This is a genomic window from Streptomyces sp. NPDC007945, from assembly GCF_042958885.1.
GTDB lineage: Bacteria > Actinomycetota > Actinomycetes > Streptomycetales > Streptomycetaceae > Streptomyces.
The window spans coordinates 550,021-574,359 of record NZ_JBIBJV010000003.1; the positions used below are offsets into that span (position 1 = coordinate 550,021).

The window sequence follows — 24,339 nt, forward strand, 5'->3', positions numbered from 1 at the left end:
CCTGCTCCCGGCACCCGGCGCCTGCTCCCGGCACCCGGCGCCTGCTCCCGGCACCCGGCGCCTGCTCCCGGCGCCCGGCGCCCCGCCCCGTCAGGGCCGGGGCGCCGCGCGGTTCAGCCGGTGATCTCGACCTTCCCGTTCATCCCCTCGCCCCCCTGGACCCCGCCCGTCCCGCCGGCCTGCGGCGCGGGCGCCGGGACGGACGCCTTGGACGTGAGCCCCTGGAGCAGCGCGGCCAGGTCGACGCCGGTGGTGGAGGAGAGCAGCTCCATCCCCTGGGCGACGTTGTCCGCGACGGCGCGCGGCAGCCTGCTCGCCCCGTCCGTGGAGATGACCGTCATCTTGTCCACGGCGGCCAGCGGCTCCGCCGCCTTGGCGACGACCTGCGGCAGGACCTCCACCAGCATCTGGAGCACCGCCGCGTCGCCGTACCGCTCGAACGCGTCGGCCCGCTTGTGCATGGCCTCCGCCTCGGCGGCGCCCTTCGCCGCGATGGCACCGGCCTCGGCGTCGCCCTCCAGCCGGACCGCCTGCGCGATGGCGGCGCGCCGGGCGCGCTCGGCCTCACCGCGCTTGGCGCCCTCGATGGCCTCGGCCTCGGCGAGGGCCTGGCGGCGCTGCTTCTCGCCCTCACCGGTGAGCCGGGCGCGCTCGGCCTCGGCCTCGGCCGCCGCGATGGCCGCCATCCGCTCGCCCTCGGCCTGCTTCACCCGGGCGGTGCGCTGCGCCTCGGCCTGCTGCTCGGCCTCGTACCGCTTGGCGTCGGCGGGCTTGCGGACCTGGGTGTCGAGCTGGCGGTCGGTGAGCGCGGCCTGCCGGGCGGCGACCTTCTCCTGCTCGGCGAGGACGTCCTGCTGGCGGGCGGCCTCGGCGAGCGGTCCGGCGGCGTTGGCCTGGGCGGCGGCCTCGTCGGTCTGCGCCTTGATCTCGGCCTGCTTCAGGTAGAGGGTCCGCTGCGCGACCGCGATCTCCTCCTCGGCCTTCAGCCGGGCCTGCTCGGCGGCCCGCCGGGCCTCGGCCTCGGCGATGTCGGCCTCCTGCTTGGCGCGCGCGGCCTCGGGCCGGCCGAGGTCCTCCAGGTAGGAGCCCTCGGTGGTGATGTCCTGGATCTGGAAGGCGTCGAGGACGAGGCCCTGCCCGGAGAGGCTCGCCTCGGCCTCCTCGGCGACCTGCCCGGCGAAGGCGGCCCGGTCGCGGATGATGTCCTCGACCGACATCCGGCCCACGATGGACCGCAGCGCGCCGGACAGCACCTCCTGGGTGAAGCCGACGATGCCGTCCTGCTGCATCAGGAAGCGCTGGGCGGCGGCGCGGATGGAGTCCTCGGTGCCGCCGACCTTGACGATGGCGACGCCCTCCAGGTGGGCCTTGACGCCGCGCAGCGTGACGGCGCCGCGGACGGCGATGGGGATGTGCCGGCTGGAGAGGTCGAGGGTGAACTTCTGCTGCACGAACGGCACGACGAAGACGCCGCCGCCGACGACGACCTTCTGGCCGCTGTTGTCGGTGTAGACGCGGCCGGTCGCCGGATCGGTGGCCTTCTGGCCGCGCCGGCCGGTGATGATGAACGCCTCGCTGGGCCCCGCCACCTTGTAGCGGGTGACGACGGCGAGGCCGAGCAGGACGAGGAGGACGACGATGCCCACCACGGCGATCAGGACAGGGCTCACGGAGAACCCCCCTTCGGTCGGTACGGGAAGGATGGATCCGGCGGTCGGGGTCAGCGGTCGACGGGCCGTACGAGGACCGAGGTCGCCGAGAGGACCGACTCGACCCACACCTCGGTGCCGCGCGGGACGGGCCGGTCCGCCCGCGCCGCGTACTTCACGGGCTGGCCGCCCAGGTACAGCAGCACCTCGCCGTAGCCGTCCGCCGGGACGGCGGTGACGACCGAGCCGGAACTGCCGGCGAGGTCCGTGCCGCGCGGCGCGGGCGCGTTCGTGTCGCGGAGCAGGGCCCGGGAGAACCGCCAGGTCACCCACCCCACGCCGACCCCCGCCAGTACGCCCGCGCCGCTCGCGGCCCCCGCCCCCGCGCCGCTCGTGCCGAGCACGAGCGCCCCCGTGAAGCCGAGCGCCGAGACGAACCCGGCGGCCACCGGCAACGACAGCAGCCCGTCCAGGCCCCCGAGCCCGTCGAAGAGTCCCTCCAGGAACCCGTCGAAGACCAGGCTCAGGACGAGCAGCAGCAGGCCGCCGATGCCGAGACCAAGAAACCAGACCATGTCCCCGCTCCTCCGGCCGCCGTGCTCTGTCCGCCGTCCGAAGGATCGTGTCACCGCGAGGCCGGACACCGCATTGCCGGTGACCGGCAATCTTTACGCGCTCTTCATGCCGCCCGGACCCGCCCGCTCCGGACCCGCCCGCTCCGCAACCGCCCGCCCCGGACCCGCCCGCCCGCGAGGCGCCGACCCGCGATCGGCCGACCGGCTCACAGCTCCTCGTCCGGCCAGCCGAGCAGCCGGGCGCCGATCGCGGCGGTCTGGAGCGTGTACCGCTGGGTGGGGTCGCCGGGGTCGGAGCCGGTGAGCCGGTGGATCCGGTCGAGCCGGTACGTGACGGCCCGCACGCTCAGCGCGAGCCGGCGGGCGGCCTCGGTGGTGACGCAGCCCGCGTCGAAGTAGGCGTGCAGGGTGTCGAGCAGCGGCCGCGCACCGCCCCGGGCGGCGGCGAGCGGTCCGAGCACGGTCCGCACCAGGTCGGCCATGGCCTGCCGGTCCCGCCCGAGGACCGGGTAGACGAGCAGGTCGGCGGCGTACAGCACGGGCCCTTCGAGCCCGATGCGGTCGGCGAGGTCGAGGGCGCCGAGCGCCTCCTCGTACGAGTGGACGACGCCCCCGGCGCCGGGGTGCGCGCGCCCGATCGCGACGAGGCTGTCGTCGGCGGTCGCGTACGTCTGCTTGGCGAAGTGGGCCAGGACCTCGGGCTCGTCGGCCGGGGCGACGCAGATCAGCCGCCCGTCCTTGGTGGTGAGCAGGATCCGCCGGGTGCCGAAGCGGGCGAGCAGCGAGGCCTCCACGCTCCGCGAGACCGGCGCCCCGTCCCCGAACGGCTCGGGCGCCCGGGCGACGGCGACCGCGTGCGCGTGGGAGAGCAGCAGCCCGAAGCGCTCGGCCCGCTCGGCGAGCCGCCCCAGGTCGCTGCGCCCGTACAGCAGGTCGTCGACGAACTCCCGCCGCGCGGCCTCCTCCTGTCGTACCGCCAGCTTCTGCGCCCGCTCGTGCCCCTCGGCGAAGGCGTCGACGGCCTGCTCGACGGCGGCGAGCAGCAGATCGGGGTCGGTGCCGTGCGGCAGTCCGCCCCGCGCGGCCCGCGCGGCGGCGAGATGGGCCCGTACGAGCTCCCGCAGCCCGATCCCCGCCTCGGCGGCCCGTTCCCCCCGGGTCCGCAGCCCCTCCAGCTCCTCCCGGCTCAGCCGCCGCCCGGTGGCGCAGACACCGGCCAGGATCCCGGCGTACCCGTCGAGGTACTCCTCGTACGCCCCCGTCATCGTCGGCCCCGCCCCCTGATCCGGTCCCGGAAACGACTCAGGGCCCGACCCGCTTCCGCGGATCAGGCCCTGAGTCTCTGGCTGTCGGGGTGGCGGGATTTGAACCCACGACCTCTTCGTCCCGAACGAAGCGCGCTGCCAAGCTGCGCTACACCCCGATGTCGCTGCTCTGATCTTCTCGTCGCGGCGACATCGATTACTTTAGCCCACCCGCGCCCAGAGACGAAATCCGGTTCCGGCGCCCCCGCGGGCGGCTCAGGGGCGTGCGGTCAGGGTGAGCAGCGTCGCCTCGGGCGGGCAGGCGAAGCGGACCGGGGTGAAGCGGTTGGTGCCGCAGCCCGCCGAGACGTGCAGATAGGAGGTGCGGCCGCCGGCGGTGTGGGTGGAGAGGCCCTTCACCCGGTCGGTGTCGAGGTCGCAGTTGGTGACGAGCGCCCCGTAGAAGGGGACGCACAGCTGGCCGCCGTGGGTGTGCCCGGCGAGGACCAGCTCGTAGCCGTCGGCGGTGAAGGCGTCGAGGGCGCGCAGGTAGGGGGCGTGGACGATGCCCAGGGAGAAGTCCGCGGACGCGTCGGGGCCGCCGGCCACCTTCTCGTACCGGTCCCGCTTGATGTGCGGGTCGTCGAGGCCGGTGAAGGCGAGGTCGGCCCGGGGGAGCTCGAGCCGGCCGCGGGTGTTGGTGAGGTCCACCCAGCCGGCCGCGTCGAAGGCCTCCTTCATGTCCTCCCACGGGTTGTGGACGGCGCCGACGACCGGCTTGTTGCCGTTGAGCCCGTGCCGGCCCTGGACCTTCTCCAGGAGGTAGCGGCCGGGGTTGCGGAAGCGGGGGCCGTAGTAGTCGTTGGAGCCGAAGACGTAGACGCCGGGGAACTCCATGAGCGGGCCGAGCGCGTCGAGCAGCTCCGGCACGGCCTCGGTGTCGGAGAGGTTGTCGCCGGTGTTCACCACGAAGTCGGGGCGGAGCCCGGCGAGCTTCTGCAGCCAGCCGCGCTTCTTGTCCTGCCCGCGCACCATGTGCACGTCGGAGACCTGGAGCACCCGCAGGTCGTCCATGCCCGGCGGCAGGACGGGGACGGTCACCCGCCGGAGGCGGAACGAGCGGGCCTCGAAGCCCGCCGCGTAGACGAGTCCGGCCGCGGCCGTGGCCGCGACGCCTGCCGTGATCTTCAGGGGGATCCCGTACCGTGCGCGCATTCCCCCATCGTTCCAGACCCGCGGGGCGTAAATGCACGGGCGGTACGCCGGGAGCACCTGCCACACTTGAGGCCATGACCACGCTCAAGGCACGACTGAAGGACGACCTCAACGCCGCGATCAAGGACCGCGACGAACTGCGCTCCTCGACCCTGCGGCTCACCATCGCCGCGATCACCAAGGAGGAGGTCGCGGGCAAGACCAAGCGCGAGCTCTCCGACGACGAGGTGCAGAAGGTGATCGCCAAGGAGGCGAAGAAGCGGCGCGAGGCCGCGGACGCCTTCGAGCAGGGCGGTCGCGCGGAGTCGGCCGAGCGCGAGCGCGCGGAGGGCGTCATCCTCGACGCGTACCTGCCGAAGCAGCTCTCCGACGAGGAGCTGGAGGGCATCGTCGCCGAGGCCGTCGAGGAGGCGAGGGCCGCCGGCGCGGAGGGTCCGCGCGCCATGGGCGCCGTCATGAAGATCGTGAACCCGAAGGTGGCCGGGCAGGCCGACGGCGGCCGGGTGGCCGCCGCGGTGAAGAAGCTCCTCGCGGGCTGAGCCCCGCCCCCGGGTGTGCGAAGGGCCCCACCGGTCAGCCGGTGGGGCCCTTCGCGTACGACGGCGACGGCGTCAGCGGTTCCCGCCGCGGCCGTTGCCCGGCCGGCGGGTGTCGCCGCCGGTCAGGTCGGGGAGCGTGATGCCCGGGAGGGCGTCGGTCGGCCGGTCGGCCGGCTTGTCGTCGCCCCGGCGCGGCTTCTCGTCGTCCCGCTTGTCCTCCTTCGGGTCCTTCGGCTTCTCGGCCCGGGGGACCTTGATGCCGACGAAGGAGGGGGTGTCGGAGCCGAGCGCGCCGGTCATGGCGATCCGCCAGATCGGGCCGGGGAGGCAGCCGCCGCAGACCTTGTCGTAGTAGACGCCGCCGATGGTGAGGTCGAACATCTCCTCGCGCTTGCCGACGTCGTCGCCGACCCAGACGGCGGTGGAGAGGTCCGGGGTGTAGCCGACGAACCAGGCGTCCTTGCGGCCGTCGGTGGTACCGGTCTTGCCCGCGTTGTCCCGGTCGCTCAGGCCGGCCTTCGTGCCGGTGCCGTCCTCGACCACGCCCTTGAGCATCTGGTTGATCATGTCGGCGGTGCGGTCGGACATCGCGCGGGTGCACTTGGTCTGCGGCACGTTGAGCTTCTCGCCGTTGGCGGTCTTGATGGAGTCGATGACCACCGGGACGCAGTAGATGCCGCGGTTGGCGAAGGTCGCGTAGACGTTCGCCATGTCGAGCGGGGTGCTCTCCAGGGAGCCGAGGGTGGCGGACGGGCTCTGCTTGATCGGCTTGCCCAGCTCGCGCTCGTAGCCGACCTTCTTCGCCATCGTCAGCGTCTCGCAGAGGCCGGCCGCCTGCTCCAGCTTGGCGAAGTACGTGTTGATGGACTTGCCGAGGGCGCTCGTCATGTCGTACGCCCCCTTCTCCGACTTGAGCTCGTTCTGGACCGGCCAGTCGCCGTAGTCGGCGGGCTTGCCGTCGCAGCGCTTGAAGTCGCTCTTCTCCAGGGAGATCTTCCACGGCGTGTCGTAGCTCGTCGCCGGGCTCAGACCCTGCTCCAGGGCGGCCGCGGCCGTGATCGGCTTGAAGGTCGAGCCGACCGGGAAGCCGAAGGTGGTGCCGCCCATCTTGCTGCCGACGGCGAGGTTGAGCGTGGTCTGGTGCTGCTTCTGGTCCAGGCCGTAGGGGCGGGACTGGCTCATCGACACGATGCGGCCGGTGCCGGGCTTGACCTGGACGACGGCGGTCGCGACCGGGTCGTCCTTGTCGACCTTGGCCACCGCGGCCTCGTTCGCCGCCGCCTGCGCCTTCGGGTCCAGCGTGGTCCGGATGGTCAGACCGCCGAGGTTCCACAGCTTCTGGCGCTCTTCGGAGGTCTTGCCGAAGACCGGGTCGGTGAGGATCGTCTTGCGGACGTAGTCGCAGAAGAAGCCGGCGCCGTCGACGGCGGTGATGCAGCCGTTCCTCGGCGTCTTCACCTTCAGCTTGATCGGCGTGGCCTTGGCCTTCTCGAACTCGGCCTGGGTGATGTCGCCGACGTCCGTCATCCGCTGGAGGACGATGTTGCGCCGCTTGGTGGCTTCCTGGAGGTCATTGATCGGGTCGAAGCGGCTCGGCGACTGCACCAGGCCGGCCATCATCGCGGCCTCGCCCAGGTCCAGCTTGGCGGCGGGCTTGGAGAAGTAGCGCTGCGAGGCGGCCTCGATGCCGTACGCCTGCTGCCCGAAGAACGTGATGTTGAGGTAGTTCTCCAGGATCTTCTTCTTGCCCAGCTCCTCCTCGACCTGGATCGCGTACTTCAGCTCGCGGACCTTGCGGCCGATCGTCTGCTGGGTGGCCTGCGCGACCTTCTCCGGGTCGTCACCGGCCTCCTCGACGAAGACGTTCTTCACGTACTGCTGGGTCAGCGTGGAGGCGCCCTCGGAGACCCCGCCCGACTGCGCGTTCTTGTTGATGGCGCGCAGCACGCCCTTGAGGTCGATGGCCCCGTGCTCGTAGAAGCGCGCGTCCTCGATCGCGACGATCGCCTTCTGCATGTAGGGGGAGATCTTCTCCAGCGGCACCACCTTGCGGTCCCTGGAGTAGACGGTCGCGATCAGCCCGCCCTCGGAGTCCAGGATGGTGGTGCGCTGACTCAGCGGTGGGGTCTTCAGGTTGGAGGGGATCTCGTCGAACCCCTCGACCGTCCCCTTCGCCGCCAGACCCAGTGCCCCGGCCGCGGGCAGGGCGATGCCCGCCAGCACCGCTCCGGAGAGCACACTGACACCGAGGAACTTGGCGGCCTGCTGGGTCCCGGTCAGACCACCGCCCGAGCGCTTCTTTGCCATGGGGGGCAGCCTAATCCGTGTCGCCGGGCGTTCCGCAGGACCGGGTCCCTCTCGGAGCGTTCGCGTACCGGACCGTGACCTCCGGACCCCTCGGGGCCGGGGAGCCGCCCCGACGCGGCACCGGCGCGGAGCCCCGAGGTTCCCAATCGCCGGACACACGGACAGGCCTTGGCCTAAGCTGCTCCCAACTGTCACAGGAGTGCGGTCCGGCATCAACCCCCCGTGCGTGACATCCGCTGCTCTCGGCAGGGAGTCCCCGCGTCCCGAATACGCGGGCACCGCCTGTCCGGTTTCGGCACGTGTGTCACCAGATGCCCTATAGCTGACGCATGTCCTTCGATCACTCCCCTGGGTGATCTCACGCGCACGCATAGTCCGTTCGGGCCATTCAAGATTGGGCCCGAAGGGGGTGTTGCGCTGTCCCCGCCTTCCGTAACGTCCCAACTGGCAGCGGTGAATATGCCGCTGCCGCCGTGGGGGAGCCTCGATTCGGGAGAGGACGGCGCCGGTATGGGCTGGGTAGCTGACTGGAGTGCGCAGGCGGCCTGCCGCACTACCGATCCGGATGAACTTTTCGTGCAGGGAGCGGCACAGAACAGAGCCAAGGCGGTGTGCACCGGCTGCCCGGTACGCACCGAGTGCCTCGCCGACGCCCTGGACAACCGCGTGGAGTTCGGCGTGTGGGGCGGCATGACGGAGCGCGAGCGCCGCGCCCTGCTCCGCCGGCGTCCCACGGTCACCTCGTGGCGGCGGCTCCTGGAGACCGCCCGCACCGAGTACGAGCGCGGCGCGGGCCTGCTGCCCGTGGCCATGGAGGACGACGCGACGTACGAGGAGTACGCCGCGGTCGGATAGCCCCGCTCCGCTCGCGCGCGAGGTCCCGTCAGGACCGGTCGCGCGGCGACGAGAGTCGCTCCCCGATGGCCCGCAGCCCGGCGAGGTCGTGCACATCGCCGGGCAGGGCGGCCACCTCGGTCACCGGCACCTCCGGATGGAGGGCGGTGAAGCGGTCACGCGTGTGCTGCTCGCGCCCGACCACCCGCATCCGCTCGGCGTGCAGCCGCAGCAGACCCGCGGTGAGCCGCGCTATGTCGGGATCGGTCTCGGAACCGGTCTCGGGAGTGGCGCCGACCTCAGGACCGGTCTCCGGTCCGGCCGTGCCGCTGTGGTCTTCGGCCGTGGGGGCAGCCTCTGGTGCGGCGGGGAAACGTGCGGAGGATTCGGCGGCGGTGGCGGAGTGCGACGGCTCGGACGACGTGGCCGGGGTGCCACGCCCTCCAGTCTTCCCGGGCCCCTGATCCGCCATGCGGCCCTCCTCAAGATTTTCCGCGGCCGCCCGCGCCCGCTCGGCCGACAGGCGCCCGGCCCCGCTGCCGTGGACCCGGTTGAGGACCAGCCCCGCCAGCGGCATGCCCTCCGCCGCGAGCCGCTCCACGAAGTACGCCGCCTCCCGCAGCGCGTCCCGCTCCGGCGCCGCGACGACCAGGAAGGCCGTCCCCGGCGCCTGCAACAGCCGGTACGTGGCGTCCGCCCGCGTCCGGAAGCCGCCGAACATCGTGTCCATCGCGGCGACGAACGTCTGGACGTCCCCCAGGAACTGACCCCCGAGCAACTTCCCCAGCGTCCCCGACATCATCGACATGCCGACGTTGAGGAACTTCATCCCCGCCCGGCCGCCCACCTTCGCCGGCGCCATCAGCAGCTTGATGAACTTCCCGTCCAGGAAGGACCCCAGGCGCTTCGGCGCGTCCAGGAAGTCCAGGGCCGAACGCGACGGCGGGGTGTCGACGACGATCAGGTCCCACTCGTCCCGCGCCCGCAGCTGGCCCAGCTTCTCCATCGCCATGTACTCCTGCGTACCGGCGAAACCGGCCGACAGGGACTGGTAGAAGGGGTTCTCCAGGATGGCCCGCGCCCGCGCGGGCTCCGCGTGCGCCTCGACGATCTCGTCGAAGGTCCGCTTCATGTCCAGCATCATCGCGTGCAGCTCGCCGCCGTCCGAGCCCTTGATGCCGTCCACCTTGCGGGGCGTGTTGTCCAGCGCGTCGATGCCCATCGACTGCGCCAGCCGGCGCGCCGGATCGATGGTGAGGACCACCACCCGCCGGCCCCGCTCCGCCGCCCGCACGCCGAGCGCCGCCGCCGTCGTCGTCTTGCCGACGCCGCCCGAGCCGCAGCAGACGATGATCCGGGTGCCCCGGTCGTCCAGGATCGGATCGACGTCCAGGAAGGGCGCCGCGTCCAGGCCGCCGGCCTTCGCCGGGCCGGGGGTCTTCTCCGTCACGCCGCACCCACCCCTTGCTTCCGCAGTTCCTTCGCCAGGCGGTAGAGGCCCGCGATGTCCGCCCCGTCGCCCAGATACGGCAGCTCGTACGCGGGCAGCCCCAGGCCGTCCAGAACGGCCCGCTGCTCCCGCTCCAGCTCCACCCGGCGCGCGTGCTCGGCGGCCTCGTCGAGCAGCGGGTCCACCAGGGCGGCGCCGCCCGGGACCCCGGCCGAGGCCAGCGCCCGTGCGATCGCCTCGCGGTGACCGTCGGAGGCGGCCCGCACCGCCGTCGCGTCCAGGACGTGCGGGCGGACCATGTTCACCACCGCCCGCCCCACCGGCAGCCCCGCCGCGCGTAGTTCGGCGACGCCGTCGGCGGTCTCCTGGACCGGCATCTCCTCCAGGAGGGTCACCAGGTGCACCGCCGTCTCGGAGGACTTGAGGACCTTCATCACCGCCTGCGCCTGATGGTGTATCGGACCGATCCTGGCCAGCCCCGCCACCTCGTCGTTCACGTTGAGGAAGCGGGTGATGCGGCCGGTCGGCGGCGCGTCCATCACCACGTGGTCGTAGACCGGGCGGCCGTCGCGCTCCCGCCGCCTGACCGCCTCGCACGCCTTCCCGGTGAGCAGGACGTCCCGCACCCCCGGCGCTATCGTCGTCGCGAAGTCGATCGCCCCGAGCTTCCGCAGGGCGCGGCCCGCGCCGCCCAGTTTGTAGAACATCTGGAGGTAGTCGAGGAGGGCGCGCTCGGCGTCGATGGCCAGCGCGAACACCTCGCCGCCGCCCGGAGCCACGGCGATCTTGCGCTCCTCGTAGGGAAGCGCCTCCGTCTCGAAGAGCTGTGCGATGCCCTGTCTGCCTTCGACCTCGACGAGGAGCGTGCGCTTCCCCTCCGTCGCGAGGGCGAGGGCGAGGGCGGCGGCGACCGTCGTCTTACCGGTACCGCCCTTGCCGCTGACGACCTGGAGCCTGCTCACGCTGTCGAGCCTAACCACTGGCGGGCCCGCGCAATCAGCGGACCGCCCCGGAGAAGCCCCTGAGCCGGCCCCTGGGGGGAGCCTCGGCGGAGCACCCCGGCACAGCGGCTACAGTCGGGCCCATGACCAAGTGGGAGTACGTCACGGTGCCGCTTCTGGTGCACGCGACCAAGCAGATTCTCGACAACTGGGGCCAGGACGGCTGGGAGCTCGTCCAGGTCGTGCCCGGGCCCAACAACCCCGAGCAGCTGGTGGCCTACATGAAGCGGCCGCTGTCGTGAGCGGGGCCGTCGAGGCGCGGATCGCCGAGCTGGGCCTGAAGCTGCCCGAGGTCGTCCCGCCGATCGCCGCCTACCAGCCGGCCGTGCAGTCGGGCGTGTACGTCTACACCGCGGGCCAGCTCCCGATGGTGGAGGGCAAGCTTCCGGTGACCGGCAAGGTCGGCGCCGAGGTGACCCCCGAGGAGGCCAAGGCGCTCGCCGCCACCTGCGCGCTGAACGCGCTCGCGGCCGTGAAGTCGGTCGCCGGCGACCTCGACCGGATCAAGCGCGTCGTGAAGGTGGTCGGCTTCGTCGCCTCCGCCCCCGACTTCACCGGGCAGCCCGGCGTCCTCAACGGCGCCAGCGAGCTGCTCGGCGAGATCCTCGGCGACAAGGGCGTGCACGCCCGCAGCGCCGTCGGCGTCACCGTCCTCCCCCTCGACGCCCCCGTCGAGGTCGAGGTCCAGGTGGAGCTGACCGAGGCCTGATCCCGGCCCACGCGCGCGTGGAGCCGCCGTACGGCCCGGAGCCGGTCGCCCCTCCCCGGGGCGGCCGGCTCCGGGCGTTCCGGAGGGCCCTCGTGCACTGCCGTTCGTTGCGCATAGCATCCGCCCATGTCGAATGGTCAGTGGTATCCGCCGGAATGGCCCGACCGCATCCGAGCCCTCGCCGCCGGCGAGCTGGTGCCGGTGACGCCCCGGCGCGCCGCCACCGTGCTCCTGCTGCGCGACGCGGCGGGCGGGCCCGAGGTCCACATGCTGCGCCGGCGCGCCTCCATGGCCTTCGCCGGCGGCGCGTACGCCTATCCGGGCGGCGGGGTCGACCCCCGCGACGAGCAGCCGGTGCGCTGGGCCGGGCCGCCGCTGGAGGAGTGGGCGGAGCGGCTCGGGCTCGACGATCCCGCGCAGGCGCAGGCGGTGGTCTGCGCCGCCGTCCGCGAGACCTTCGAGGAGGCGGGCGTGCTGCTCGCCGGGGAGACCGAGGACACGGTCGTCGGCGACACCACCGGCGAGGACTGGGAGCGCGACCGGGCGGCGCTGGTCGCCCGCGAGCTGTCCTTCGCGGACTTCCTCGACCGCCGCGGGCTCGCGCTCCGCTCCGACCTGCTGGGCGCCTGGGCCCGCTGGATCACCCCCGAGTTCGAGCAGCGCCGGTACGACACCTGGTTCTTCGTGGCCGTCCTGCCGGCCGGGCAGCGGACCCGGGACGTCTCCGGCGAGGCCGACCGCACCGTGTGGACCCGCCCGGCCGACGCGGCCGACGGCTACGACCGGGGCGAGCTGACGATGATGCCGCCGACCATCGCGACCCTGCGCTCCGTGCAGCCCTGCGCCACGGCCGCCGAGGCCCTCGCCGCGGCCGCCGCCCGGTCCCTGACCCCGGTGCTCGCGCAGGCGCGCGTGGAGGGCGACCAGGTGGTGCTCACCTGGCCGGGGCACGACGAGTTCACCAAGCGGGTCGAGGGAGGCACCCCGTGACCGACGCCGCGTCCCTGCCGGGCCAGCCGCGCGGGCTCGTCACCTCGGGGGCCGCGACCGCGCGGGCCGTGAACGTGCTGGCGCCCAACCCGTCCGCGATGACCCTGGACGGCACCAACACCTGGCTGCTCTCCGAGCCGGACTCGGACCTGGCCGTCGTCGTCGACCCGGGTCCCCTCGACGAGGGCCACCTCCGGCACGTGGTCGACACGGCGGAGAAGCTGGGCAAGCGGATCGCGCTGACCCTGCTGACCCACGGCCACCCGGACCACGCCGAGGGCGCGGGCCGCTTCGCCGAGCTGACCGGCACGTCCGTGCGGGCGCTCGACCCGGCGCTCCGCCTCGGCGACGAGGGCCTGGGGGAGGGGGACGTGGTGACCGTCGGCGGCCTGGAGCTGCGGGTGGTGCCGACGCCCGGCCACACCTCCGACTCGCTCTCCTTCCACCTGCCCGCCGACCGGGCGGTGCTGACCGGCGACACGATCCTGGGGCGCGGCACCACGATGGTGGCGCATCCGGACGGGCGGCTGGGCGAGTACCTGGACTCGCTGCGGCGGTTGCGCTCGCTCACCGTCGACGACGGCGTGCGCACGGTCCTGCCCGGCCACGGCCCGGTCCTGGAGGACGCACAGGGGGCCGTGGACTTCTACCTGGCGCACCGGAGGAGCCGGCTGGCGCAGGTGGAGACGGCGGTCCTGGCCGGGCACCGGACGGCCCCGGAGGTGGTGGCGCACGTCTACGCGGACGTGGACCGCTCGCTGTGGCCGGCCGCGGAACTCTCCGTACGGGCCCAGCTGGAGTACCTGCGGGAGCGCGGCGCGCTCTGACCGGAGGCCCCGGGGCGGTCCGTCCGCGCGCCCCGGGGCGGTCCGTCCCGGACCCCGGGAACCCTGCGGGCTCCCCGAGTGTCTTACGCTCCGCTTACATCAGGTCGTAGCCCTCGGGGGGAATGCCCGTGTTCGTCATAGCCATCCTGCTGGTCATCGCCGCGGTGGTGCTCTGGTTCGTCGGCCGGTCGCAGGACTCGACCGGCTGGAAGCTGGGTGCCGTCGGCGCGCTGGTCGCCGGAGTCTTCTCCGTGATCGTGAGCATGACGTACGTGATCAGCGCGTACGAGGTCGGCGTGCCGGTCGCCTTCGGCAAGGTCGGTTCGCCGATGACGTCCGGCATGCACGTGAAGTCGCCGTTCACCGACGTCACCACCTTCTCCACCCGTCCCGTCGACCTCAACCTCTCCGACAAGGACGTGGTCGAGGTCCGCTCCTCGCAGGGCGGCGTCATGTACGCCGAGGTCACGGTGAAGTGGGCCGTGGTCCCGGCCAAGGCCGTCGAGCTCTACAAGCTCGCGGGCAGCGAGGACGCCATCCAGCAGCGGCTGGTCTACCCGGACAGCCGCGAGATCGTCCGGAACGTCTTCGCCCGCTACTCCAGCGAGCAGGGGTACGCCACCGACCGCGAGAAGATCAACGCCGAGATCGCCAAACTCATCACGGAGCGCCTGGAGCCGCGCGGCATCGTCGTCACCACGGTCAACCTGCGGAACGTGAAGCCCTCCGACGCCCTCCAGGGCCAGATCGACCGCAAGATCCAGCAGCAGCAGGCCACCGAGCGGGCCCTGGAGGCCGCCCGCACCGCCAAGGCGGAGGCCGACCGGCGCCGCATCGAGGCGGAGGGCATCGCCCGCGCCAACAAGATCCTCAACGAGTCGCTGACGGACAAGGTCCTCGCCAACCAGTGCATCGACGCCTTCAAGGAGGCCGCGGCGAAGAACCCGGTCTACGCCGTGCCCTGCGGCAGCGGCGGCGGCTCGGCCCCGGTGATCGTGGACGGCAGCAAGCGCTGACGCGCACACGGAAGGGGGCCGCCCGGTCGAACCGGGCGGCCCCCTTCGCGTACGTACGGCTCCGCTTACCGCGAGCGCTTCGCGAGGCGCTCCACGTCCAGCAGGATCACGGCGCGGGCCTCCAGACGCAGCCAGCCGCGCTGGGCGAAGTCGGCGAGCGCCTTGTTCACGGTCTCGCGGGAGGCGCCGACCAGCTGGGCCAGCTCCTCCTGGGTGAGGTCGTGGACGACGTGGATGCCCTCCTCCGACTGGACGCCGAAGCGGCGCGACAGGTCGAGGAGCGCGCGGGCGACACGGCCCGGCACGTCGGAGAAGACCAGGTCGGACATCTGGTCGTTGGTCTTGCGCAGCCGGCGGGCGACGGCGCGCAGCAGGGCGCCGGCCACCTCGGGACGGGCGTTCAGCCAGGGCTGGAGGTCGCCGTGGCCGAGGCCGAGCAGCTTGACCTCGGTCAGCGCCGTCGCGGTCGCGGTGCGCGGGCCCGGGTCGAAGAGGGACAGCTCGCCGATGAGCTCGCCGGGGCCGAGGACCGCCAGCATGTTCTCCCGGCCGTCGGGGGAGGTGCGGTGCAGCTTCACCTTGCCCTCGGTGACCACGTACAGGCGGTCACCGGGGTCGCCCTCGTGGAAGAGCGCGTCGCCACGGGCGAGCGTCACCTCACTCATCGAGGCGCGCAGCTCGGCGGCCTGCTCGTCATCGAGCGCCGCGAAGAGCGGGGCGCGCCGCAGAACGTCGTCCACGAGTTCACTCCTACTGTCGACCTGCTCACGGGAACCTGGCTCCCATGATGCCGGACGTGCCAAACAGTGCGATCAATCACAACAAGTTTGACGCACCGGGCGCCATTGCCGAACGTCAGGGGCCCGATCGGGGTCCGATCGGCGGTGGGCGGGGCGGATGTCGCCCCCGGCCCCTAGGCTGGCCGGGTGTCCAACTCGCCGGTGAGAACGCAGGCCAAGGGGGCTGGAAGAGTGTCGGCCGAAGGTAATTCCGCTGTGGGCGAACGCGGCGTGTCGAAGCGACCGAAAGCCGCGAATCGGGATGATTCGCCCGCACCCGCGCAGGCCGCGAAGAAGCCCGCGGCGCAGAAGGCGACGGCCGCGGTGAAGAAGGCGGCGGCCACCAAGAAGGCGACCGCCACGAAGAAGGCGACCGCCACGAAGAAGGCGGCGACCGCGAAGGCAGCGGCCACGAAGAAGGCGGCGGCGACGGTCACGAAGAAGGCGGCGGCCACGAAGAAGGCGACCGCCACCAAGAAGGCGCCGTCCGCGAAAGTGGCCTCGGCGGCGGTCGTGCCCGCCGGGCCCCGCAAGGCCGAGTCGCGCCTCGGCATGGTGCGGCGGGCGCGGCGGATCAACCGGGAGCTCGCGGAGGTGTACCCGTACGCCCATCCCGAACTCGACTTCCGCAACCCCTTCGAGCTCCTCGTCGCCACCGTCCTCTCCGCGCAGACCACCGACCTGCGGGTGAACCAGACGACCCCCGCGCTGTTCGCCCAGTACCCGACCCCCGAGGACCTGGCCGCGGCCGTCCCCGAGGAGATCGAGGAGCTGATCCGCCCGACCGGCTTCTTCCGCGCCAAGACCAAGTCGATCATGGGCCTCGCGGCCGCCCTCAGGGACGACTTCGGCGGCGAGGTCCCCGACAGCCTGGAGGACCTCGTCAAGCTCCCCGGCGTCGGACGCAAGACCGCCTTCGTCGTCCTCGGCAACGCCTACGGCGTCCCCGGGATCACCGTCGACACCCACTTCATGCGGCTCGCCCGCCGTTTCGGGTGGACCGGGTCCGACGACCCGGTGAAGATCGAGGCCGAGGTCGCCGAGATCTTCCCGAAGAGCGAATGGACGATGCTGTCGCACCGGGTGATCTTCCACGGCCGCCGCATCTGCCACGCCCGCAAGCCCGCCTGCGGCGCATGCCCGATCACCCACCTCTGCCCCGCCTACGGCGAGGGCGAGACGGACCCGGAGAAGGCCCGGAAGCTGCTCAAGTACGAGAAGGGCGGCTACCCCGGCCAGCGGCTCAACCCGCCCGCCGACTACCCCGGCCGTCCGGCCCCGCCCGCGCCCGGCGTGGCCCCCGGGGCCGTCCAGCGGCCCTCGGGCGGACAGTGAGCACCGAGAAGGCCCTCAGGGCCCTCGGGAACGAAGAGGCAGGGCGACGGCGTTGGACGACTCGGGGGTGCTCATGACGCGCACGGACGAAGAGATCTACGGCCCCGGCACCGGCGGCCTGCTGGACCGGGACGGCCTGCCCGACTGGCTCGCGCCCGTCGACCGCGCGGCGCGCACCGTCGCGCCCGAGCAGCTGAGCCGCTTCCTGCCGCCCAAGAGTGGCGCGGGCCGCCAGTCCGCCGTCCTGGTCCTCTTCGGCGAGGGCGAGCGCGGCCCCGAGCTGCTCCTCATGGAGCGGGCGGGCAGCCTCCGCTCGCACGCCGGGCAGCCCTCCTTCCCCGGCGGCGCCCTCGACCCCGAGGACGGCGACCCGGCCGACGGCGGGCTGCTGCGCGCCGCCCTGCGCGAGGCCGAGGAGGAGACCGGCCTCGACCCGGCGGGCGTCCAGCTCTTCGGCGTGCTCCCCCGGCTCTACATCCCGGTCAGCGGCTTCGTCGTCACCCCCGTCCTCGGCTGGTGGCGCGAGCCGAGCCCGGTCGGGGCGGTCGACCCCGCCGAGACCGCCCGGGTGTTCACGGTCCCCGTGGCGGATCTCACGGATCCGGCGAACCGCGCGATGGCCGTCCACCCGGCCGGCCACGCGGGCCCCGCCTTCCTCGTCGCATCCGCGCTGGTCTGGGGTTTCACCGCCGGAGTGATCGACCGGCTGCTCCATTTCGCGGGCTGGGAGCGCCCCTGGGACACCTCGCGGAAGGTCCCGCTCGACTGGCGGTCATGACAGGCTGACCCCTCGGAGGCCGGAGACGGAACGGCGTCCGGAAGAACGGAACTGCGAGGCTGACGACCGTGAACGTGCTGGACATCCTGCTGCTGCTCGCGGCCGTGTGGTTCGCGATCATCGGCTACCGCCAGGGCTTCGTGGTCGGCATCCTCTCCGTGATCGGCTTCCTCGGCGGCGGCCTCCTCGCCATGTGGCTGCTGCCGATCCTGTGGGACCAGCTCACCGACAAGAGCGAGGTCTCCACCTCGGTCACGGTGATCTTCGTGATGGCGGTCATCGTCGCCGCCTCCGTCGGCCAGGCGTGCACCACCCACCTCGGCAACAAGCTCCGCCGCCACATCACCTGGTCCCCGGCCCGCGCCCTCGACGCCACCGGCGGCGCGCTGGTCAACGTGGTCGCCATGCTGCTCGTCGCCTGGCTGATCGGCTCGGCCCTCGCCGGCACCTCGCTGCCCACCCTGGGCAAGGAGGTGCGCGGCTCCAAGGTGCTCCAGGGCGTCTCCCGGGTGATGCCCGATCAGGTCGACGTCTGGTTCGCCGACTTCAGCTCCACGCTCGCCCGCAGCGGCTTCCCGCAGGTCTTCAGCCCCTTCGCGAACGAGCCCATCACCGAGGTCGTCCCGCCGGACCCGGCACTCGCCGGGAGCCCCGTCGCCACCCTCGCGCAGCGCTCCATCGTCAAGGTCGTCGGCACCGCGCCCAGCTGCGGCAAGGTCCTGGAGGGCACCGGCTTCGTCTTCTCCGAGCGCCGGGTGATGACCAACGCGCACGTGGTCGGCGGCGTCGACGAGCCCACCGTGCAGATCGGCGGCGAAGGCAGGCTGTACGACGCCAAGGTCGTGCTCTACGACTGGCGCCGCGACATCGCCGTCCTCGACGTGCCGGACCTGAAGGCCACCCCGCTCCGCTTCACCGAGCGCGAGGCGGGAAGCGGGGACGACGCCATCGTCGCCGGCTTCCCGGAGAACGGCTCGTACGACGTCCGATCCGCCCGCGTCCGCGGCCGGATCAGCGCCGACGGCCCCGACATCTACCACCGGGGCGAGGTGCGCAGGGACGTCTACTCGCTGTACACGACGGTCCGTCAGGGCAATTCCGGCGGCCCGCTGCTCACCGGGGACGGCACGGTCTCGGGCGTGATCTTCGCCCGCTCCCGCGACGACGCCGACACCGGTTACGCGCTGACGGTCCAGGAGATCCGCGAGGACATCGAGCTCGGCCGTACCGCCAACCAGCAGGTGGACACCGACAGCTGCGCCCTCTGACCCCCGGGGCTACGCCGTGTCGCGGGGATGCCGGAGGCGGGCCGAGACCCAGCGCGCCCGCCGCCTGAGGATGCGTGAGATCCCGACCTGCCCGCCGGGAGCGCGGCCCTGCTCCGGCGGGCCTCCCCGCTCGCGGGAGCCCGGCCCGGAGGCCGAGCGTCGGTCGCGTGCCGTGTCACCGTAGTCGTGCGTCCAGCCCATACCCCGACGTGTGCCCGGGGTCCGGGGTCGGTAACCGTTCCGGTGCCCGCCAATCGGAGTATGCGCCCGGCACATGGCCGTTCGACGCAAACCCGTGCGGGCGCGGGCCCGCCGCGGGGCCTTGGCGGCCGGGCGTACGGCGGCCGGGCCTCGGCGGTGGGGCGTCATCGGTCGGGCTCGGGGTCCTTCAGCCAGTTCACGAGCTCCGTCGTGAAGGCGGCCGGGTCCTCCTCGTGCGGGAAGTGCCCCAGGCCGTCGAAGAGCCGCCAGCGGTACGGCGCCTCCACGTACTCGCCCGAACCGGCGGCGCTGCGGGTCCGCATCACCGGGTCCATCGAGCCGTGCAGGTGCAGCGTCGGCACCCGCACCGGCCGCTTCATGCGCCGGTTGAACTGGATGCCGTCGGGCCGGGCCAGCGAGCGGACCAGCCACCGGTACGGCTCGATCGAGCAGTGCGCCGTGGAGGGCACGAGCATCGCCCGCCGGTACGCCTCGACCGCCTCGTCCTCCACCGGGCGCGGGCCCGACCACTCCCGGACCAGACGCCCCACCAGCTCGGCGTCGTCGGCGACCAGCTGACGCTCCGGCAGCCACGGCCGCTGGAAACCCCAGACGTGCGAGCCGGCCCGGGACTGGGCGAAGTCGGAGAGCATCGCCGAGCGCCAGCGGCGCGGGTGCGGCATCGACGAGACCACGAGCCGGCGGACCAGCTTGGGCCGCATGACGGCGGCCGTCCAGGCGAGGTAGCCGCCCAGGTCGTGGCCGACGAGCGCGGCGTCCGGCTCGCCGAGGGAGCGGATCACGCCGGTGATGTCGAGGGCGAGGTTGGCGGGGTCGTAACCGCGGGGGGTGCGGTCGCTGCCGCCGACGCCGCGCAGGTCCATCGCGACCGCCCGGAAGCCGGCCTCGGCGAGCGCCGGCAGCTGGTGGCGCCAGGTCCACCAGAACTGCGGGAAGCCGTGCAGCAGCAGCACCAGGGGGCCGTCGCCCATCTCGGCGATGTGGAAACGGGCGCCGTTGGCCGCGACGTCACGGTGGGTCCACGGACCGTCGAGGCGTACGGGCCCGCCGCCGGGGGTGCTGCTCTCGGGGAGGGTCATACGGACGAGCGTGCCACAGACTGCGCCTTGGCCATCGTCACCTCGGCGGCCGGGACACCCTCGGGGCGGGGGTGCGGCTTCACGTTCTGCATGATGGCGGCGGTCCGCTTGGCGGAGGCGATGGACTTCTCCGGCGGCTTGACCTTCTTGAACTTCGAGACGGCGATCGCGCCGAGGAGCCCCGCGACGATCACGTTGAAGGCGAAGGACAGCAGGAAGCACCAGACGAGGTTCCAGCCGCCGTTGCCGTTGTGGCCGCCGGTCCAGGTGTTGATGGCGTAGGCCAGCGCGAAGCTCAGCATCGGCAGCGAGAACAGCAGCACGACGGCGGCGGCGATCGCCGCGCCGCTGCCGATGGCGCCGCGCTTCACGTCCTGCCGGAGCTCGGCCTTGGCCAGGGCGATCTCGTCGTGCACCAGTGCGGACATCTCCGCGGTCGCCGAGGCGACCAGCTGCCCGAGGCTGCGCTCGGTTCCGTCGAACGGGTGGCTCATCGCTCTCCCTCTCCTCTTGTACGGTCCGAGTCTCCGGGTACGGGTCCGAGTCTCTGTGTACGGTCCGCCTCAGATCATGCCGGACGGTCGGCCCCGTCGCGCGGTGCCCCCGCCAGTCGGGCGCGCTCGCGGTGCTCCGCGGCCTTCCGCTCCAGGATCTCGGCCATCCGGAGGTGGTATGCCTCGGTGCCCTCCTCGTACACGTCGGGGATGCCGTCCTCGTCGTCGTCCCGGTCCTCCTCGGCGACGAGGAGCTGGTACTTCCGCACCCGCAGCTTGAGCAGCAGCGAGGCGCAGGCCGCGGCGACCAGCGAGCCCATGAGGACGGCGGCCTTCACCTCTGAGGTGAGCGCCGCGTCGCCCTCGAAGGCGAGCTCCCCGATGAGCAGGGAGACGGTGAAGCCGATGCCGGCGAGGGTGGCGACGGCGAAGACGTCCGGCCAGGCCAGCTGCGGGTTGAGCTCCGCCCTGGTGAAGCGGGCGGTCAGCCAGGTGCCGGCGAAGATGCCGACGGCCTTGCCGACGACCAGGCCGAGGACGACGCCGAGGGTGACGGGCTGCGTGAAGACGTCGCGCAGCGCCCCGCCGGAGAGGGTCACCCCGGCGGAGAAGAGCGCGAAGAGGGGGACGGCGAGGCCGGCGGAGAGCGGCCGGACCAGGTGCTCGATGCGCTCGCCGGGGGAGTGCTCCTCGCCTTCGCGGGTGGTGCAGCGGAGCATCAGGCCCATGGCGACGCCGGCGATGGTGGCGTGGACGCCGCTGTTGTACATCAGGCCCCAGATCACCAGGGCCAGCGGGACGTACACGTACCAGCCCCCGACCTCCTTGCGGATCAGGAACCAGAAGAGGGCGAGGCCGGCGAAGGCGCCGCCGAGGGCGGCGAAGTCCAGGTCGCCGGTGAAGAAGACGGCGATGATCAGGATCGCGAAGAGGTCGTCGACGACGGCGAGGGTGAGGAGGAAGGCGCGCAGGGCGGAGGGGAGCGAGGTGCCGATGACGGCGAGGACGGCGAGGGCGAAGGCGATGTCGGTGGCGGTGGGCACGGCCCAGCCGTCCATGGAGCCGCCGCCGACGGCGTTGACCAGGACGTAGACGAGGGCCGGGGTGGCCATGCCGCAGAGCGCCGCGACGACGGGAAGGGCGGCGGCCCTGGGGTCGCGCAGCTCGCCGGCGACGAGTTCCCGCTTGAGCTCGATGCCGGCGACGAAGAAGAACACCGCGAGGAGGCCGTCGGCGGCCCAGTGCGCGATCGAGAGGTCGAGGCCGAGGGAGGCGGGGCCGAGGTGGAAGCCGGAGACCGCCTGGTAGCTGCCGGGGAGGACGTTGGCCCAGACGAGCGCGGCGACCGCGGCCGCGAGCAGGAGGACGCCGCCGACGGTCTCGGTGCGCAGGGCGTCGGTGAGGTGGCGGCGCTCGGGGAGCGAGAGCCGTCCGAGGAACGTGCGGTCGGTGGACACGGGGAGCCTCCGGTCGGGTGGGCAGCACACAGCACATGCCGACCAGACTTCCCGGCTCACCTAGGTCTTTCTGTCGCGTTCCTGACGCGTTTCTTACCTTACCCAACGAGCCCGGGGCGCGTCCGGCGGGGAGCTTTCTGCCCGATGCCGGTCACTTTAGGGAGGCGCGGGGGTTTCGGCGCGGCGGCGGGGACGCGGGAAGGCCCGCCCCGGGGCGTCGGGGCGGGCCTTCGCGGTGCGCTGCCGGGGTGTTCAGTCCTCGCTGGACGCGGCGGGCAGCTGCGTCTGGATGAGCGACATGACCGAGGAGTCGGCCAGCGTGGTGACGTCGCCGACCTGGCGGTTCTCCGCCACGTCGCGCAGCAGTCGGCGCATGATCTTGCCGGAGCGGGTCTTCGGCAGCTCGGCCACCGGGAGGATCCGCTTGGGCTTGGCGATCGGGCCGAGCGTGGCGCCCACGTGGTTCCGCAGCTCGGCGACGAGGCCCTCGTCCTGGCTGGCGGTGCCGCGCAGGATCACGAAGGCGACGATCGCCTGGCCGGTGGTCTCGTCGGCGGCGCCGACGACGGCCGCCTCGGCCACCGCCGGGTGGGAGACGAGCGCGGACTCGACCTCGGTGGTCGAGATGTTGTGGCCGGAGACCAGCATGACGTCGTCGACCCGGCCGAGCAGCCAGATGTCGCCGTCGTCGTCCTTCTTGGCGCCGTCGCCGGCGAAGTACCGGCCCTCGAAACGGGACCAGTAGGTGTCGATGAAGCGCTGGTCGTCGCCCCAGATGGTGCGGAGCATCGACGGCCACGGCTCGGTGAGGACCAGGTAGCCGCCACCGCCGTCCGGCACCTCGTTCGCCTCGTCGTCGACGACGGTGGCGGAGATGCCCGGCAGCGGGCGCTGGGCGGAGCCGGGCTTGGTCTCGGTGACGCCGGGGAGCGGCGAGATCATCATCGCGCCGGTCTCGGTCTGCCACCAGGTGTCCACGATCGGGCAGCGGTCGCCGCCGATGTGCTTGCGGTACCAGACCCAGGCCTCGGGGTTGATCGGCTCGCCGACCGAGCCGAGGACCCGCAGGCTGCTCAGGTCGAACTTCGCGGGGATGTCGTCGCCCCACTTCATGAACGTGCGGATCAGCGTCGGCGCCGTGTAGAGGATGGTGACGCCGTACTTCTGCACGATCTCGAAGACCCGGCCCTGGTGCGGGGTGTCCGGGGTGCCCTCGTACATGACCTGGGTGGCGCCGTTGGCCAGCGGCCCGTAGACGATGTACGAGTGGCCGGTGACCCAGCCGATGTCGGCCGTGCACCAGTAGACGTCGGTCTCCGGCTTGAGGTCGAAGACGGCGTGGTGGGTGTACGCGGCCTGGGTGAGGTAGCCGCCGGAGGTGTGCAGGATGCCCTTCGGCTTCCCCGTGGTGCCCGAGGTGTACAGGATGAAGAGCGGGTGCTCGGCCGGGAACGCCTCGGGGGCGTGCTCGGTGGACTGGCGCTCGACGACGTCGTGCCACCAGACGTCCCGGCCCTCGGTGAAGGCGGTGTCCTCGCCGGTGCGGCGGACGACCAGGACGTGCTCGACCGTCGGGCACTTGGCGACGGCCTCGTCGATGGCCGGCTTGAGGGCGGACGGCTTGCCGCGGCGGTATCCGCCGTCGGCGGTCACCACGACCTTGGCGTCGGCGTCCTGGATGCGGGAGGCGACGGCGTCGGCGGAGAAGCCGCCGAAGACGACCGAGTGGGCGGCGCCGACGCGGGCGCAGGCCAGCATCGTGATCGCGGCCTCGGGGATCATCGGCAGGTAGACGGCGACCCGGTCGCCCTCGCGGACGCCCAGCTCGGTCAGGGCGTTGGCGGCCTTGGAGACCTCGTCCTTGAGTTCGGCGTAGGTGATCGCGCGGCTGTCGCCCGGCTCGCCCTCGAAGTGGATGGCGACCCGGTCGCCGTGGCCGGCCTCGACGTGCCGGTCGACGCAGTTGTACGCCACGTTCAGCTCGCCGTCGGCGAACCACTTGGCGAACGGCGGGTTCGACCAGTCGAGGGTCTCGGTCGGCTCGGTGGCCCAGGTCAGGCGCCTGGCCTGCTCGGCCCAGAACCCCAGCCTGTCCGCCTCGGCCTGCTCGTACGCCTCCGCCGTCACGTTGGCGTGCGCGGCCAGCTCGGCGGGCGGCGCGAAGCGGCGCTCTTCCCGGAGCAGATTGGCCAGGCTCTCGTTGCTCACGACATCTCCCTTTCCCAGGGCGTCCTCTGTGCGTATGTGTCCCGCGTCATACCTCATCAGCCCGATGCCCAGGTGACAAGAGTCTCCGGGGGATTGGTTTAGACCTGTGAGTGCCTGACGGACGGTGGCCCCTCCTTCCCGAGCGGAGGAAAGGAGGGGCCACACAGTCTCACGGAGGGCGAAGGGCAAAGGTTCAGGACGCGCGGAACCCGAGTCGGGGGGCGGGGTGGGGGCGGCGGGCTGGGCCTTGCCCGGCGAGGGCCCAGCGCGCCGGGGCGGCCGCGTGCGGGGCGCGCCGGTGCGGGGTGCCCGCCGCTGGGCCCGACGCGCCGGGACGGCCACGTGGGGGACCCCACGCGCGCC

23 protein-coding genes and 1 tRNA gene are annotated in these 24,339 nt (G+C 72.7%); 10 read left to right on the plus strand and 14 right to left on the minus strand.

Translation table 11 applies throughout. The features are described 5' to 3' along the window. Window positions 1–113: 113 nt before the first annotated feature. The 5 genes from ACFZCF_RS13365 to ACFZCF_RS13385 form a co-directional block, all read right to left on the minus strand. Window positions 114–1,670 (minus strand): SPFH domain-containing protein, encoded by a 1,557-nt coding sequence (locus tag ACFZCF_RS13365; protein ID WP_391286587.1) that lies wholly within the window; start codon window positions 1,668–1,670, stop codon window positions 114–116. A gap of 50 nt (window positions 1,671–1,720) precedes the next feature. Further along, entirely contained in the window at window positions 1,721–2,224 is a 504-nt protein-coding gene (locus tag ACFZCF_RS13370) for a hypothetical protein (protein ID WP_391286588.1), read from the minus strand. Between the two features lie 206 nt (window positions 2,225–2,430). Beyond that, the gene (locus ACFZCF_RS13375) at window positions 2,431–3,489 is read right to left on the minus strand and encodes a PucR family transcriptional regulator (RefSeq protein ID WP_388443131.1); all 1,059 of its coding nucleotides are present in this window, start codon (window positions 3,487–3,489) and stop codon (window positions 2,431–2,433) included. Window positions 3,490–3,573: 84 nt separating this feature from the next. Then, window positions 3,574–3,647 (minus strand) — tRNA-Pro (locus ACFZCF_RS13380). Window positions 3,648–3,744: 97 nt separating this feature from the next. Next, entirely contained in the window at window positions 3,745–4,683 is a 939-nt protein-coding gene (locus ACFZCF_RS13385) for a metallophosphoesterase (RefSeq protein ID WP_388443133.1), read from the minus strand. 74 nt (window positions 4,684–4,757) lie between these two features. Between ACFZCF_RS13385 and ACFZCF_RS13390 the strand changes: the two genes are divergently transcribed. Next, window positions 4,758–5,222, plus strand: coding sequence for a GatB/YqeY domain-containing protein (locus ACFZCF_RS13390; protein WP_388443136.1), 465 nt, complete (start codon window positions 4,758–4,760; stop codon window positions 5,220–5,222). A gap of 72 nt (window positions 5,223–5,294) precedes the next feature. Here ACFZCF_RS13390 and ACFZCF_RS13395 read toward each other — a convergent pair whose 3' ends face one another. After that, window positions 5,295–7,529 carry a transglycosylase domain-containing protein gene (locus tag ACFZCF_RS13395; RefSeq protein WP_388443139.1) on the minus strand — a complete coding sequence of 745 codons (2,235 nt, stop codon included), beginning with the start codon at window positions 7,527–7,529 and terminating at the stop codon, window positions 5,295–5,297. Window positions 7,530–8,039: 510 nt separating this feature from the next. On the opposite strand from ACFZCF_RS13395, the gene ACFZCF_RS13400 reads away from it, so the two are divergent. Further along, window positions 8,040–8,384: a WhiB family transcriptional regulator gene (locus ACFZCF_RS13400; RefSeq protein ID WP_030495795.1), complete on the plus strand. Its 345-nt coding sequence runs from the start codon at window positions 8,040–8,042 to the stop codon at window positions 8,382–8,384. A gap of 28 nt (window positions 8,385–8,412) precedes the next feature. Here the strand turns inward: ACFZCF_RS13400 and ACFZCF_RS13405 are convergent, their stop codons facing one another. Beyond that, on the minus strand, window positions 8,413–9,813 hold the full coding sequence (locus tag ACFZCF_RS13405; RefSeq protein WP_391286589.1) for an ArsA-related P-loop ATPase: 1,401 nt from the start codon (window positions 9,811–9,813) through the stop codon (window positions 8,413–8,415). After that, entirely contained in the window at window positions 9,810–10,775 is a 966-nt protein-coding gene (locus ACFZCF_RS13410; protein WP_388443145.1) for an ArsA family ATPase, read from the minus strand. Before ACFZCF_RS13410 ends, ACFZCF_RS13405 begins: the two co-directional genes overlap by 4 nt. Before the next feature lie 122 nt (window positions 10,776–10,897). Between ACFZCF_RS13410 and ACFZCF_RS13415 the strand changes: the two genes are divergently transcribed. The 5 genes from ACFZCF_RS13415 to ACFZCF_RS13435 all read left to right on the plus strand — a co-directional run bounded on the left by ACFZCF_RS13415 (window position 10,898) and on the right by ACFZCF_RS13435 (window position 14,356). After that, the gene (locus ACFZCF_RS13415; RefSeq protein WP_169093077.1) at window positions 10,898–11,056 is read left to right on the plus strand and encodes a DUF4177 domain-containing protein; all 159 of its coding nucleotides are present in this window, start codon (window positions 10,898–10,900) and stop codon (window positions 11,054–11,056) included. After that, window positions 11,053–11,523, plus strand: coding sequence for a RidA family protein (locus ACFZCF_RS13420; protein ID WP_359533348.1), 471 nt, complete (start codon window positions 11,053–11,055; stop codon window positions 11,521–11,523). The genes ACFZCF_RS13415 and ACFZCF_RS13420 overlap by 4 nt, the downstream gene beginning before the upstream one ends. Before the next feature lie 126 nt (window positions 11,524–11,649). Then, a complete protein-coding gene (locus tag ACFZCF_RS13425) occupies window positions 11,650–12,513 on the plus strand; it encodes an NUDIX hydrolase (protein WP_391286590.1) in 864 nt (287 codons plus the stop codon). After that, the gene (locus tag ACFZCF_RS13430) at window positions 12,510–13,340 is read left to right on the plus strand and encodes an MBL fold metallo-hydrolase (protein WP_391286591.1); all 831 of its coding nucleotides are present in this window, start codon (window positions 12,510–12,512) and stop codon (window positions 13,338–13,340) included. The genes ACFZCF_RS13425 and ACFZCF_RS13430 overlap by 4 nt, the downstream gene beginning before the upstream one ends. A 128-nt stretch (window positions 13,341–13,468) precedes the next feature. After that, entirely contained in the window at window positions 13,469–14,356 is an 888-nt protein-coding gene (locus ACFZCF_RS13435; RefSeq protein WP_388443153.1) for a prohibitin family protein, read from the plus strand. Between the two features lie 65 nt (window positions 14,357–14,421). On the opposite strand, the gene ACFZCF_RS13440 is transcribed toward ACFZCF_RS13435, so the two are convergent. Beyond that, window positions 14,422–15,096 (minus strand): Crp/Fnr family transcriptional regulator, encoded by a 675-nt coding sequence (locus ACFZCF_RS13440; RefSeq protein WP_030495802.1) that lies wholly within the window; start codon window positions 15,094–15,096, stop codon window positions 14,422–14,424. 270 nt (window positions 15,097–15,366) lie between these two features. Here ACFZCF_RS13440 and nth point away from each other — a divergent pair, with 270 nt between their 5' ends. The 3 genes from nth to ACFZCF_RS13455 all read left to right on the plus strand — a co-directional run bounded on the left by nth (window position 15,367) and on the right by ACFZCF_RS13455 (window position 18,516). Next, window positions 15,367–16,470: an endonuclease III gene (nth, locus tag ACFZCF_RS13445; protein WP_391286678.1), complete on the plus strand. Its 1,104-nt coding sequence runs from the start codon at window positions 15,367–15,369 to the stop codon at window positions 16,468–16,470. A 73-nt stretch (window positions 16,471–16,543) separates the two neighbouring features. Next, window positions 16,544–17,248, plus strand: coding sequence for an NUDIX hydrolase (locus tag ACFZCF_RS13450; RefSeq protein ID WP_388443156.1), 705 nt, complete (start codon window positions 16,544–16,546; stop codon window positions 17,246–17,248). A gap of 68 nt (window positions 17,249–17,316) precedes the next feature. Next, complete coding sequence (locus ACFZCF_RS13455; protein WP_391286592.1) at window positions 17,317–18,516, plus strand: MarP family serine protease; 1,200 nt, start codon at window positions 17,317–17,319, stop codon at window positions 18,514–18,516. Between the two features lie 9 nt (window positions 18,517–18,525). Here ACFZCF_RS13455 and ACFZCF_RS13460 read toward each other — a convergent pair whose 3' ends face one another. From ACFZCF_RS13460 to acs, 5 genes are all read right to left on the minus strand, one after another. Further along, a complete protein-coding gene (locus ACFZCF_RS13460) occupies window positions 18,526–18,717 on the minus strand; it encodes a hypothetical protein (RefSeq protein WP_169093085.1) in 192 nt (63 codons plus the stop codon). A 164-nt stretch (window positions 18,718–18,881) separates the two neighbouring features. After that, window positions 18,882–19,817 carry an alpha/beta fold hydrolase gene (locus ACFZCF_RS13465; RefSeq protein WP_391286593.1) on the minus strand — a complete coding sequence of 312 codons (936 nt, stop codon included), beginning with the start codon at window positions 19,815–19,817 and terminating at the stop codon, window positions 18,882–18,884. Next, entirely contained in the window at window positions 19,814–20,311 is a 498-nt protein-coding gene (locus ACFZCF_RS13470; protein WP_388443165.1) for a phage holin family protein, read from the minus strand. The genes ACFZCF_RS13465 and ACFZCF_RS13470 overlap by 4 nt, the downstream gene beginning before the upstream one ends. 74 nt (window positions 20,312–20,385) lie before the next feature. Further along, window positions 20,386–21,768 carry a Na+/H+ antiporter NhaA gene (gene nhaA / locus ACFZCF_RS13475; protein WP_391286594.1) on the minus strand — a complete coding sequence of 461 codons (1,383 nt, stop codon included), beginning with the start codon at window positions 21,766–21,768 and terminating at the stop codon, window positions 20,386–20,388. A 252-nt stretch (window positions 21,769–22,020) separates the two neighbouring features. Next, a complete protein-coding gene (acs, locus tag ACFZCF_RS13480) occupies window positions 22,021–23,976 on the minus strand; it encodes an acetate--CoA ligase (RefSeq protein WP_391286595.1) in 1,956 nt (651 codons plus the stop codon). Between the last annotated feature and the right edge of the window lie 363 nt (window positions 23,977–24,339).

What these genes read in the sequence shown, in the direction of transcription:
- ACFZCF_RS13465 (WP_391286593.1), bottom strand. Translation starts at nt 19,817, where the DNA reads ATGACCCTCCCCGAGAGCAGCACCCCCGGCGGCGGGCCCGTACGCCTC.
- ACFZCF_RS13375 (WP_388443131.1), bottom strand. Translation starts at nt 3,489, where the DNA reads ATGACGGGGGCGTACGAGGAGTACCTCGACGGGTACGCCGGGATCCTG.
- ACFZCF_RS13370 (WP_391286588.1), bottom strand. Translation starts at nt 2,224, where the DNA reads ATGGTCTGGTTTCTTGGTCTCGGCATCGGCGGCCTGCTGCTGCTCGTC.
- ACFZCF_RS13415 (WP_169093077.1), top strand. Translation starts at nt 10,898, where the DNA reads ATGACCAAGTGGGAGTACGTCACGGTGCCGCTTCTGGTGCACGCGACC.
- ACFZCF_RS13385 (WP_388443133.1), bottom strand. Translation starts at nt 4,683, where the DNA reads ATGCGCGCACGGTACGGGATCCCCCTGAAGATCACGGCAGGCGTCGCG.
- ACFZCF_RS13400 (WP_030495795.1), top strand. Translation starts at nt 8,040, where the DNA reads ATGGGCTGGGTAGCTGACTGGAGTGCGCAGGCGGCCTGCCGCACTACC.
- ACFZCF_RS13395 (WP_388443139.1), bottom strand. Translation starts at nt 7,529, where the DNA reads ATGGCAAAGAAGCGCTCGGGCGGTGGTCTGACCGGGACCCAGCAGGCC.
- ACFZCF_RS13425 (WP_391286590.1), top strand. Translation starts at nt 11,650, where the DNA reads ATGTCGAATGGTCAGTGGTATCCGCCGGAATGGCCCGACCGCATCCGA.
- ACFZCF_RS13470 (WP_388443165.1), bottom strand. Translation starts at nt 20,311, where the DNA reads ATGAGCCACCCGTTCGACGGAACCGAGCGCAGCCTCGGGCAGCTGGTC.
- ACFZCF_RS13460 (WP_169093085.1), bottom strand. Translation starts at nt 18,717, where the DNA reads ATGGGCTGGACGCACGACTACGGTGACACGGCACGCGACCGACGCTCG.
- ACFZCF_RS13390 (WP_388443136.1), top strand. Translation starts at nt 4,758, where the DNA reads ATGACCACGCTCAAGGCACGACTGAAGGACGACCTCAACGCCGCGATC.
- ACFZCF_RS13450 (WP_388443156.1), top strand. Translation starts at nt 16,544, where the DNA reads ATGACGCGCACGGACGAAGAGATCTACGGCCCCGGCACCGGCGGCCTG.